We start from the raw sequence: 11,881 nt of genomic DNA, 5'->3' as shown, positions 1-11,881 counted from the left end.
CATAAATCTCAAATTAAAATAAATTGATACATCACAATATATTTGCTATATCCATAATTTCAGACATAAAAAAAGCAAGTATTTTACTTGCTTTTTAAACTGATTCTTTTTTAGGTCTTAGGTAAAGTGACACCTGTCTGACCTTGGTATTTACCGCCACGATCTTTATAAGATGTCTCACAAACCTCATCCGATTCAAAGAATAACATCTGTGCCACACCTTCACCTGCATAGATACGTGCTGGTAAATTGGTTGTATTGGAAAATTCTAGTGTCACATGACCTTCCCATTCTGGTTCGAGTGGTGTGACATTGACAATAATCCCACAACGAGCGTAAGTCGATTTTCCTAAACAAACAGTGAGAACATTACGGGGAATACGGAAGTATTCAACTGTACGCGCTAAAGCAAATGAGTTTGGTGGAATAATACATACATCAGATTCGATATCGATAAAACTACGATCATCGAAATTTTTTGGATCTACAATTGCTGAGTGAACATTGGTAAACACTTTAAATTCACGCGCACAACGGACATCATAACCATAGCTTGATACGCCATAAGAAATTAGCTTCTCACCCTGTTCGTCATAACGAACTTGGTTTTCTGCATACGGTTCAATCATACCGTGTTTTTCGCTCATTTCGCGAATCCAACGATCAGACTTAATGGCCATTTATTTCTATCCCAAAACTGTGCTGTTTACTGCGCTGTACTTTAACTGAAATTGCTTTTGAAAGGAATGTTTCTCGCGAAATAGCTTTGCCTCAGTCTGTAAGTAATCTCCACAGACTTTAACGAGAAGGACTTTATAAACTTAAAAGAGCAGAATAACTGAGTGGTACTGTGAAGCTGACTAGGACCAAAGAAGCTGTTCTTTGCATATTGCGTTGATTCAACCAGGTCACTTTATTGCTACAAATCACAGAACCGATAAAAGTCCAAAAGAATGCAATCGGAATAATCAACAATAGGAATACCAGCATGTGAGAGGTATAAGCTGAAGCATTTTGCCATACATAGGTTGGAAAAATTGCAGAAGCGAATAACAAAGCTTTTGGATTTAACAGTGTTGCTAAAAATAACTCTCGAGCACGGATGGTGACTTGGTTAAAGCCTTCATCTTGATTTGCTGTACGCCATAATTTTAAAGCCAAAAATAGGATATAACCCGCACTAAATAGTTTAAGTATAACAGGCACACTTGGAAACTGCTTCGACACGGTACCGATGATCAATCCCCAAATCGTGATGGAGACAAAATATCCTAAAGCTTCAGCTGGAATAAGTGCGAGAGATTTTCGAATTCCAACTTGAATTCCAGAAGACGCTAAAAGCGTATTAGTTGGTCCAGGGGTTAAAAGAATCGTCACCACCAGGCCAATAAAAAACCATGAAATCATTAAATGACCTCACCTATCAATTGAGCGCAGATTAAATCTTTTAGTGAGAATTGGCAAAAAAATAATTGTAAGAGAAATCTCAAGGTACACCATAAACCAAACTAAATATATTTTATTTTCAATTAACTACATGTCTAGATAATGCAAAAGACTCCAAAGTCATTTAAACCATGATTGCTGTTTTTAAGTTCATATTTGAGTAATAAAACTTTCAATAATGTCTTTTAAATCAGTATAGTTAAGCAAAAAAAGTGAAACTGATCACACAAATATGGATTGTTTATAGCAAATGAACCTACGCTTTACTGGATATCACTGTTTTTAAGGTAATTTTCAGTTTCTTTGCTTAATATTCACCCAAAACTCTCATTCATTCTTTCAGGTATTTTGTTCGAAAGGTTGTCGTTTTTATCTACATTGATGCACAATAGTCACCTTTCCTTCATTCTTTAGTTTTATGGCAAAGCATTTTTTTCAGTCTTGGCTCCCTTCACCAGAGCGGGTCAATAATTTGAAATTCATGAAGATTTTTGGCGAAAAAGCCTTAAGTCCTCAGCTTTGGTACGTCAATCGAAAGTCTATTTCGAAAGCAATGTTTATAGGTACGTTTTGGGGTATTTTACCCATTCCGTTTCATACCCTGCTCATTATTTTTTCAATATTGATATTTGAAGCAAATCTGCCGATTGGCCTAATTTTAGCCTGGATCATGAATCCAATCACCATTGTCCCAATTTTATTTTTTGCATTTTGGATTGGTTCTAAAATTTATCATGTACATATGATCAATAAAGAGATGCTTCTAGGCATATTTCACCAAATTATCCATTGGATCAAAAACTTCGGGCACGGTCATATCGATTTTAGTCTGGCAAAAATTTTAGCTACCGGACTTTTTATCGAAGCTTTAGTATGTGCATCTTTGCTATTTATCTTGACACGTATATATTGGCGGTGGAGCGTGATTAGAAAATGGAATCACCGTAAAAACCATTCTCTTTAAAAATTTATCTCCAACACCTTTGATTGTTATTTTGAAACCGCCTGTTTAGCTTTCATATATTCAACCACAACATCCAACACATAATGCTGGCATGCCTCGCCAGTGCCTGCATCATAAGCTCCACCATTGGTAATGTTATTTGACAGCACTCGAATACCCAAAAATGGGACTTTAAATTGACTGGCAATTTGTGCAACAGATGCTGCTTCCATTTCTTCCACCGCAGTCCCATAGTTTTTATGTAAGTATGCAATTCGATCTAATTCATTATTCCAAACATCAGCCGAACCGATGGTACCTTCAACCACCTTGCCCTGCACATAATTCTTCTGAGCACGGTGTGCTGCCATTAAAAGATCAGCATCCGCTTCAAATTTACGAATTGCGATCGGCTCTGGATCAGATTCATCATCTGGCAGTACATCAAAGGCTTCGTTCCATTCTAAAGCGTTTGAACCTTCTCCCAATGCTTTTTTAGGGGTTCTAAATGCACCAATGTTGGTTGTGTAGCGACCTAAAACAATATCATAGACCTTTAAATCAGGATCATGCCCACCCGATGTTCCCTGATTGATAATGGCAATAGGCTGATAACGCTCGATTGCGATAGCCGTTGCAGCTGCCGCATTGCTCATTCCCATTCGTGTCTTAGAAATAATCACAGGATAACCTTGATAAGTCCCTTTCCAAAACTTCCATCCACCTACAGTTTCTACGGTCGCATTATTCAATTTTGCTGCCATTTGCTCAGACTCAACAGGTAATGCACCTTGAATCACAATAGGTTGTAAAGCTTTCTGAATAGGGCTATTTTGACTTGTATCATTTGAATCATTGTTGCATGCAGTCAATAGCAGGGCACCACACATGCCAAGAACACGGATCATTTTTTTGAATTGCATTATTTGCTCAACGGCTTAATTAAGAACTGAATACTTAAGCAATGAACATACCAATTCTAGAAATTTTATTTTTTATATCAAAATTAAATAATAAATGATTTTGATACGTTAGATCTGCTTGAAGTTCATTCAGCGCGATTTCAGTCCCTTCAGCATGAACTGAAGATAAATCATCATTCAACCACTACCAATCTTCAATTCATTTAATGACATGATTAACTCACAATTCAATTTTGGTTTTATACTGCCCAATTCCAAGTTCAGCAGTAACCGTTTAAATCTTGGTCACAGATGTGAAATCCCAAAATCTGAAAGCATGCTTCCAACAATCGTGCCAATGTATACCACTCCACTTTTATATTTTGCAGTAGTCACCTGATCATTTTTTAAAATAGTACAATCGGGTAGCACTGTTTCATCACCATTGAACGTATTATGAATACCGGTAAAAACCTTATCATCTGGTCAGTTTAAATATTTGATTGAATTATCCTCACTAGCCTTACTTGAATTAAATGACAAACATCAAGAAGGCTAGCGCATAGCATAAATTTAGAAAATTCTATGTGGATCTTTTTCTAAGCGAGGCAGAGCTTTGGCAATTTTCTCAGCAATCAACATATAGCTTTTCGCAGCTGCATCTCCTGCAATAACAGAAGGATGACCCGCATCGGCATTTTCTCGAATCTGTACATTTAAAGGTAATCGACCAAGCAATGGAATATCATATTGTTCAGACAAATGATCACCGCCACCTGTACCAAAAATTTGCTCTTCATGGCCACAATTTGTACAGATATGTGTCGACATATTCTCAATGACACCCATCACTGGAATCTGGACTTTATTAAAGAGCTCAATGCCTTTTACTGCATCCATTAAAGCCACATTTTGTGGTGTAGTTACAATCACCGCACCAGTTACAGGAATACGCTGTGCAAGGGTCAATTGGATATCACCTGTACCTGGTGGCATATCAATCACCAATACGTCAAGGTCAGGCCATAAGGCCTGATTAAACAGTTGCATCAATGCACCTGTGGCCTTTGCACCACGCCATGCAACTGGGGTATTTTCTTTGCCAATCAAATGTCCGATTGAAAGGACTGCCATTCCATATGCTTCAAGAGGAACAAAGTGTTCCCCTTCAATTTTGGGTGTCTGTCCAGCATTGCCCAACATCGTCGGTATGCTGGGTCCATAAATATCTGCATCTAAAACGCCAACTTTTAAACCTAACGAGTTGAGCGCGAGCGCTATATTTACCGTAGTTGTCGATTTTCCTACCCCGCCTTTACCCGATGAGATCAAAATAACATTTTGTATGCGTGGATGTTTAGGAATATCCCGTTGTAGAGGTGCGGTTTTCTGAATGGGTGGGTTATTGGGATCAACTTCTGCTGGAACAGGCTGCGGTGAAGCATCAACGACTGGTGGTAATTTACTATTTTCTGCTTTAGTCTGACTGGAACAACGATGCCCTGCTTTTCCATGTTGTTCACTAGAGCAACTTGAGTCATGCTGAATTTTTTGCTGAATCACATGCATATTCAACTCTTGGATACCGCATTTTTCTAAACTATCGGCAAGATCATCATGGATTTTCTGTAAGTCTTCTGCTTCAGTGGGATATGTATTGATCGTAAGCTGCAATACCCGTCCAACAACATTCACTTGGGTAATGCGATCCTTTAACGCATTGTTCGAGTTTGGCAACATGTAGTTTTGCAAAACAGATTGGACTTCTTCCTCTCTCACCTCCTGCGCAGGAGAAAAAACTGATTTAAGTGAAGAAAGCCAAGACATAGATTTGCTCCAAGTTTGCAAATACAACAAATACTGAAACTATAGTTTAACTGTAATTTGAGCTGAGGGTAAGCAAACTTCTATTCAGCTTTTTGAATGTCTTTATTGATCCTACTGATTTAGTCAGTTTTGTGCATATGACTGCTGTTTCTTCATCTAGTTATTCTTCATCTAGTTAGTCAGCAATTTTATCATCCTGGATTCTAAATACTGCGGGTTAAATCTATATCGATATTGTCTTTTAAACCTCTCAATTCAGTACAGAACACACTGAAAAAAAGTGATAGTGGGATTTCCAATTTTTATAATCCAATTTTTATAATAAGAAGGTTTACTGTTGTTGAAACTACGCCATGCTTTTACACTTTCTTTCTTTATTTGCGGTTCTATTTTTGCAGGAACATTGACCAATACTGTACGTACATCTTCTGGACAATTGATTTCAATAGGCGACAGTTTTGCAGATATGAATACACGCATTGCTCAATCGCCAATTTTTATTCAGACTTATGAAAAAAAGAAGGCAAAACTACCATGACTGTTTTTAATTATACTTATGAAATTGAACTGATTAATTATACCTTTACGATCATTGACAATCAGATTCGTCAAATTGAATGGACGCCTAAAACGCCATAATTTAAAGCCACTGAAAAATCATTTTTCAGTGGCTTTAAAATTAACTCTTATCAGTCTCATCATCATTTTTGTGTTTCAAATCATTCACTTTTTGCTCACCTTTAAGCAAGGTTTCTTTGGCTTTATGCTTTAAATCATCAGCTACTTTTTCAGCACTTAATTTTGCTTCTTTTGCCTTTAACTTTACATCATCAATTACTTCAGAAGCTTTATTTTTTAAATCGTCTAAGTTTGTCATCTGTCGTTCCTATTTTGATTAAGTTACCTATTATTTATAGCAACAGAATCAAGATAAAACGTCAAAAACTGCATTTCAGAAACAATTCATCTACAGAATGTAGCGATGTATCTTTTTGTTTCAAAATGAATAAAATAGTCAAATTAGAATCAATATCTTCATTCTAATTTATGCAACAAGTGATCAAAGACAAAATTATTCGAATATGCAATGAGAAAATTGCAAAAAAAGGCGATCAAGTGGGATTATCCTTTTATGCATTTTTTGCTAATAAAAATGATGACCCAGAAACATTAATGCAGGTTGCAGAATGGTGGATTAAAACCCATAAACTCGATCATTTTGAAAAGGCAAGTAAAATTAAAAACATGATTGAAAATGAACAATAAACACTTTGAGGTTTTAAAATAATTCATGGTAATGCTGCATATGGGTAAAAATGCCTTTTTGTCTTATGTATTGGTCAATTAGAGGCACCAATCGCTGAAAATGTTCTGATTGAACATGCGCATCTAGTGCAGCGCGGTCAATCCATTCTTCAACAAATACAAAATGACCTGTATTTCGTAAATCATGATATAAATCATAGGCAATGCAACCTGCTTCTTGTTTGGTCTTTTCAACTAATTCTTGATATAGAGGCAAAACCAAATCAATTTTATCCACTTGAATAAAGTCTTCGGCTATCAGTTTAAGCATCAATCAAAACCTGTCTTAAATCATTCATTGAAGATATTACAGAAAATCCGACTAAATAGATCAATCAACACTCATGAATCCTATGTTTTTTAAACAAAATAACGCTCAAAAGGACAACTTCTTATTTAATAGATAGTGATAAACAAATATTTTAGATTTTTAGATCGGATACGTCCTTGACTCATAGTTTTTTTATTAATCATTAGCAATCTAGATATTTTACATAAATACCAAGATCGAATTCCATTCCCCTTGTTCGATCTTGGCTTCAGCGTCTAAAACATCAACATAAAATATTAGATTTCGAGATGAAATTAAGGTGAATTCTTTGATATTTGCTGACTAAGATTTTAATGAACTCATAAAACTTACAGCGCTAAATAACCAAATAAACAATACAAAGCTACGCCCCTGATTAAAATGACTCAGCTCTGTACCATGCAAAATATTATGGCGCGTCATACTCACTGTTGAACTGTTGTCCATTTTGTATGCTGCCAGCTCTAAAAAGTAATGATTCCATTCATTGGCGATTTTGACTTTATGCCATAAGCTCTTAATCTCATGCCCTTTTAATCCCGGTACGATTTTATAAACATCAATAAACTTGGTTTCTTGCTGTTTTAGGTAACCATTTTGAACCAGAACCGCTGTCAATAAACCTTCCAACTGCGCATATAGCAAAGGAATACATCCTGCATAGAATTTTAATTCATAGAGTTTAAAACTTTGTTCTAATACTGCTTTGTATTGAGGTTTTGATGCACCAATATCTAATTGATCAAATGCATCCAGCAAACTCGATTGAAAAAATTCAGTATTGATCACATCCAAAAGATTAAACGCTGAAACCTCTTTTGCCTCATGGATAAGTTGCCAAAAGTACAGAAGATTTAATGCATCGTTAGCCACCTTCGCACCCACAGGCTGGTCGAGTTGATCAGCAAGTACATCGAAATAATTTTCTTCTTGGGCAATATCTCTGAGCGTTCGAATTAAAAACTGATGTTCATCTTCAGAAATGTCCTCCAGATAGTATTCTGCTTCTTTTAAAATATTTTTTTCAAGCTGCACTTTTGTTTTTTGATTTTGTGCAATACGAATTACAGGTTGATCATCATCACAATAATCTTCATCAATCATCACGTTATTACTCTTGGGCATACTTCAATCATTGATTCTATAATAATAAATGGTTTGGTAGATGAATATGGATAAAAATCTACATTTAAAAAGAATTCACCTATTCTGTTGTGCATCTTGATAGCAATTACGTTAAAATCAATACCCTTGCCTTAACTTTGAGAAAGAGAGTTATATCCGTGCGAAATATTTTAGTCACTAACGCCCTTCCATACGCAAATGGTCCTATTCATATGGGTCATCTACTCGGCTACATCCAAGCAGATATCTGGGTTCGTGCCATGCGTGCAATGGGTCATGATGTGACTTATGTATGTGCGGACGATGCTCATGGTACAGCAATCATGCTTCGTGCTGAAGCCAATGGAATTACACCTGAAGCACAAATTGCCAATGTTCAGAAAGAACACATTCGTGATTTTGATGGTTTTGGTGTGCATTTTGATCACTATGATTCAACCAACAGTGATGAAAATAAGGTACGTTCTGAAGAAATTTATATCAAAAACCGTGAAGCAGGAAATATCGCGATTCGTCCTGTAACACAATTATTTGATCCTGAAAAAAACATGTTTCTTTCTGATCGCTTCATTAAAGGGACTTGCCCAAAATGTAAAGCTGAAGATCAGTATGGCGACTCATGTGAAGTCTGTGGAACCACATACAATGCGACAGAACTGTTGAATCCACGCTCAACTTTAAGTGGCTCAACACCAGTTGAAAAATCATCGGATCATTACTTTTTCAAACTGCCGAATTTTGCGGAATATCTCCAAAAATGGACACGTGATCAAGGTCGTTTACCCGTGTCTATCGCAAATAAGTTAGATGAATGGTTTGAGAATGGTTTAAATGATTGGGATATTTCTCGTGATGCCCCATATTTTGGCTTTGAAATTCCAGACGCACCCAACAAATATTTCTATGTATGGGTTGATGCACCTATTGGTTATATGTCGAGTTTTGAAAATTACATCAAAACCAAACGTCCAGAATTGAGCTTTGATGATTATTGGAAAAAAGATTCTAAAAATGAAGTGTATCATTTCATTGGTAAAGACATCGTTTATTTCCACGCCTTGTTCTGGCCTGCGATGCTTGAAGGTGCAAACTACCGTACGCCTACAGGTTTGTTTGTAAATGGATTCTTGACAGTGAACGGTCAAAAGATGTCAAAATCACGAGGCACGTTCATTAAAGCTGAAACCTACTTACAACACTTGAATCCAGAATATTTACGCTATTACTTTGCGTCTAAACTATCTGATAAAGTTGAAGATTCTGATTTAAATCTTGATGATTTTGTACAGAAAGTCAACTCTGACTTAGTAGGTAAAGTCGTCAACATTGCCAGCCGTTGTGCAAAATTCATTAATACCAAGTTTGAGAATAAATTGTCTGTAACTTGTGTAGAGCCTGAATTGGTACAGAGTTTTATTGATGCAGGCGATTCGATTGCTAAGGCTTATGAAGCTCGTGAATTTTCTACAGCAATTCGTGAAATCATGGCACTGGCAGACCGTGCAAATCAATATATTGATGAGAAAAAACCATGGGCATTGGCCAAAGTTGAAGGTGAAGAACAACAGGTTCATGATGTATGTTCTGTGGGTATCAACCTTTTCCGCCAATTGGCCGTTTATTTAGCCCCTGTTTTACCAACACTTGCTCAACAAGTCCAAGATTTCTTAAAACTCGCACATTTTGATTTTGCTTCACGTCAAAACATTTTAATCTCACATGAAATTGCTTTGTTCCAACCGTTAATGCAGCGTGTAGATCCTAAAGCAGTTGCAGCGATGGTTGATGCATCTAAAGAGTCTTTGGGTACACCTGCTGTAGAACCTAAAGCTGAAAAGAAAAAAGAAAAGAAAGCCGAGAAAAAGCCTGAGCCTAAAGTAGGTGAAGCTGAAATTATTGGTATCGAAGACTTTATCAAAATTGATCTACGTGTAGCAGAAGTTTTAGATGCTGCCCATGTTGAAGGATCAGATAAATTACTTCAACTGACCTTAAATGTTGGCGAAACGGAGCCACGCAATGTATTCAGCGGAATTCGTGAATTCTATGCGCCTGAAGATTTAACAGGCAAATTAGTCGTGATGGTTGCAAATCTTGCTCCACGTAAAATGCGTTTTGGTATTTCTAATGGAATGGTGCTCGCTGCTGGAAATGGTGAGGGCGTTTGGGTCATTTCACCCGAGTCTGGCGCAAAGGCTGGTGACAAAGTCTCTTAATCAACAGCAATCAAATGGTTTAAAAAGGCTTCTTCTGAAGCCTTTTTTTATGCTAGTGTTCAAGAAAAAGATCAAAGCTACAACATGACTATTACAAAAACCATCCTTCAGCAAAAGCCCAAATGGCAAAGATCAGCATTTGTCATCTGGGGACCATTTATTGGCACATTGATTATTGCGATCACATTTCATAGCCACATTATGTTCGATGATCCCATACGATTTCTACAAGGTATTCTTACCCCCTCAATCATATTTCCAATGATCGGTGGATTATTTTTAATTATGCCATTTGGTTATCTACTTGGCATTATTCCAGCACTGATTACTCAATGGTTGTTCCAGCACTTCTTCAAACAAAAACTCGTTCAAATATCCTTAATACAATGCATGATCTATGGTGGAATTTTAGGCTTAATGCTTGCCCCTTTTATTGTTATTTTTGCCATACTCAGCTCATCGCCTCTATTCATATTTAGTTATTTGCAGTTTGTTCTCATCCTCCCTACAACCTTAATTTGCACTGTTATTGAATGGAAAAGACTCCAAAACAATCAGCAAATAGATTGAAGTGCTTATATATTTTTTGAAACTCATAAAAAATTCGCTTACAAAAGCAGAGTTTTTTTCATCATTAAAAAGCTCAATCACAGTTCAATCCATGCTAAAAAATAATTCATTAAATTAATTTTGATCATAGCCAATGAAAAATATTGTTCAATCCTTGTCAGTACTCTGCGTTTGTTTATTTTCTCTTGGATCAAAGGCAGATGTTCAGAAAACTTTACCGATTATTGAGCAACAGCAGCAAGTTTCTGGTTTTTACCAACATCAAGTCGGCAATATACAAATTACAGCCTTACTGGATGGCACAAACTTCATGTCGCCAACACTTTTTAAAGGTATTTCATCAGACAAGGTTCAAGAAATTTTAAAAAAATACCACGCTGATCAAGCCAAAGGTGTACAAACTTCAATAAATGCTTTTCTGGTCAATACAGGAAAGTCTCTGGTATTAGTCGATAGTGGTACTGCTGACTGTTTTGGTGCTCACCTAGGTTCTGTGCTGAAGAATCTAAAAGCTTCGGGTTATCAACCAGAGCAAGTCAATACAATTCTACTGACTCATTTACACTCTGATCATTCCTGTGGTATCACTAAAAATGGGATTGCTAACTTTCCGAATGCCACAATTTACGTTTCAGAAAGTGAAGCGAACTATTGGCTAACCCCTAAACAAGTAGAAAAAATTGCACAGGATAAACGCGAGAATTATCTAGCAACTGTAGAGAAAATCAAAACCGCACTTGCACCTTATCAAGTAAAACAGCAATTTAAGACCTTTAAGCTTGGTGATAATATCCATGGTTTTGAAGTAATCAATACCGCTGGTCATACACCAGGTCACATCAGCTACAAACTCAAAACTACAGATGAAGATGTTATCTTCATTGGCGATATTGTGCATTCTCATACTGTTCAATTTGATAAACCTGAAACAGCAATAGAATATGATATCGATCCTAAAATGGCTGTGCAAACACGTTTAAAACAATTTGCAGATTATGCTAAAAATGGACAGACTATTGCCGCCCCCCACTTACCTTTCCCAGGCATTGGTCATATCTACTCAGCAGATGGGAAAAGTTATCAATGGATTCCGATACACTTTAAAGACTGATTATTTGTTCTTTAACCACAATCAATTGAAAGCTTACCCTGAGTTGAGCTTTTTATTTACCTTATATACTCATCTTTCCAATTTTTCTTGTTGTTTCATCTCATCTTTTTATTTTCTTTCATTTAC

General features: G+C 36.5%; 13 protein-coding genes. 6 read left to right on the top strand and 7 right to left on the bottom strand.

All coding sequences use genetic code 11. The features are described 5' to 3' along the window. Positions 1 to 110 precede the first annotated feature (110 nt). Positions 111 to 680 carry a dCTP deaminase gene (gene dcd / locus IMO47_RS14210; protein ID WP_004827590.1) on the bottom strand — a complete coding sequence of 190 codons (570 nt, stop codon included), beginning with the start codon at positions 678 to 680 and terminating at the stop codon, positions 111 to 113. Between the two features lie 133 nt (positions 681 to 813). Continuing rightward, on the bottom strand, positions 814 to 1,407 hold the full coding sequence (locus IMO47_RS14205; protein ID WP_196077466.1) for a LysE family translocator: 594 nt from the start codon (positions 1,405 to 1,407) through the stop codon (positions 814 to 816). A 457-nt stretch (positions 1,408 to 1,864) separates the two neighbouring features. Here IMO47_RS14205 and IMO47_RS14200 point away from each other — a divergent pair, with 457 nt between their 5' ends. After that, the gene (locus tag IMO47_RS14200; protein ID WP_196077467.1) at positions 1,865 to 2,410 is read left to right on the top strand and encodes a DUF2062 domain-containing protein; all 546 of its coding nucleotides are present in this window, start codon (positions 1,865 to 1,867) and stop codon (positions 2,408 to 2,410) included. Positions 2,411 to 2,436: 26 nt separating this feature from the next. Here IMO47_RS14200 and IMO47_RS14195 read toward each other — a convergent pair whose 3' ends face one another. Both IMO47_RS14195 and apbC read right to left on the bottom strand, forming a co-directional pair. Then, complete coding sequence (locus IMO47_RS14195) at positions 2,437 to 3,312, bottom strand: 5'-methylthioadenosine/S-adenosylhomocysteine nucleosidase (RefSeq protein ID WP_196077468.1); 876 nt, start codon at positions 3,310 to 3,312, stop codon at positions 2,437 to 2,439. A gap of 552 nt (positions 3,313 to 3,864) precedes the next feature. Beyond that, the gene (gene apbC, locus IMO47_RS14190) at positions 3,865 to 5,118 is read right to left on the bottom strand and encodes an iron-sulfur cluster carrier protein ApbC (RefSeq protein ID WP_196077469.1); all 1,254 of its coding nucleotides are present in this window, start codon (positions 5,116 to 5,118) and stop codon (positions 3,865 to 3,867) included. A 340-nt stretch (positions 5,119 to 5,458) separates the two neighbouring features. Between apbC and IMO47_RS14185 the strand changes: the two genes are divergently transcribed. Then, entirely contained in the window at positions 5,459 to 5,656 is a 198-nt protein-coding gene (locus IMO47_RS14185) for a hypothetical protein (protein ID WP_227552392.1), read from the top strand. A 141-nt stretch (positions 5,657 to 5,797) separates the two neighbouring features. Here the strand turns inward: IMO47_RS14185 and IMO47_RS14180 are convergent, their stop codons facing one another. Beyond that, complete coding sequence (locus IMO47_RS14180) at positions 5,798 to 5,995, bottom strand: hypothetical protein (RefSeq protein WP_196077470.1); 198 nt, start codon at positions 5,993 to 5,995, stop codon at positions 5,798 to 5,800. Between the two features lie 170 nt (positions 5,996 to 6,165). Here IMO47_RS14180 and IMO47_RS14175 point away from each other — a divergent pair, with 170 nt between their 5' ends. Next, positions 6,166 to 6,384 (top strand): DUF6500 family protein, encoded by a 219-nt coding sequence (locus tag IMO47_RS14175; RefSeq protein WP_196077471.1) that lies wholly within the window; start codon positions 6,166 to 6,168, stop codon positions 6,382 to 6,384. 13 nt (positions 6,385 to 6,397) lie between these two features. Here the strand turns inward: IMO47_RS14175 and IMO47_RS14170 are convergent, their stop codons facing one another. After that, positions 6,398 to 6,694 (bottom strand): putative quinol monooxygenase, encoded by a 297-nt coding sequence (locus IMO47_RS14170; protein WP_196077472.1) that lies wholly within the window; start codon positions 6,692 to 6,694, stop codon positions 6,398 to 6,400. A gap of 342 nt (positions 6,695 to 7,036) precedes the next feature. After that, on the bottom strand, positions 7,037 to 7,837 hold the full coding sequence (locus IMO47_RS14165) for a hypothetical protein (RefSeq protein ID WP_196077476.1): 801 nt from the start codon (positions 7,835 to 7,837) through the stop codon (positions 7,037 to 7,039). 179 nt (positions 7,838 to 8,016) lie between these two features. On the opposite strand from IMO47_RS14165, the gene metG reads away from it, so the two are divergent. From metG to IMO47_RS14150, 3 genes are all read left to right on the top strand, one after another. After that, the gene (metG, locus tag IMO47_RS14160) at positions 8,017 to 10,074 is read left to right on the top strand and encodes a methionine--tRNA ligase (RefSeq protein ID WP_196077473.1); all 2,058 of its coding nucleotides are present in this window, start codon (positions 8,017 to 8,019) and stop codon (positions 10,072 to 10,074) included. Positions 10,075 to 10,158: 84 nt separating this feature from the next. Then, positions 10,159 to 10,644 carry a hypothetical protein gene (locus tag IMO47_RS14155; RefSeq protein ID WP_196077474.1) on the top strand — a complete coding sequence of 162 codons (486 nt, stop codon included), beginning with the start codon at positions 10,159 to 10,161 and terminating at the stop codon, positions 10,642 to 10,644. 133 nt (positions 10,645 to 10,777) lie between these two features. Continuing rightward, entirely contained in the window at positions 10,778 to 11,755 is a 978-nt protein-coding gene (locus tag IMO47_RS14150; protein WP_196077475.1) for an MBL fold metallo-hydrolase, read from the top strand. Positions 11,756 to 11,881: the final 126 nt, after the last annotated feature.

The sequence above is a fragment of the Acinetobacter sp. Res13-Abat-PEC15-P4-01 genome (genome assembly GCF_015676285.1).
Lineage (GTDB): Bacteria > Pseudomonadota > Gammaproteobacteria > Pseudomonadales > Moraxellaceae > Acinetobacter > Acinetobacter nematophilus.
Note: the sequence above shows the minus strand (reverse complement) of the source record. Positions and strands in the feature narration are given on the sequence as shown.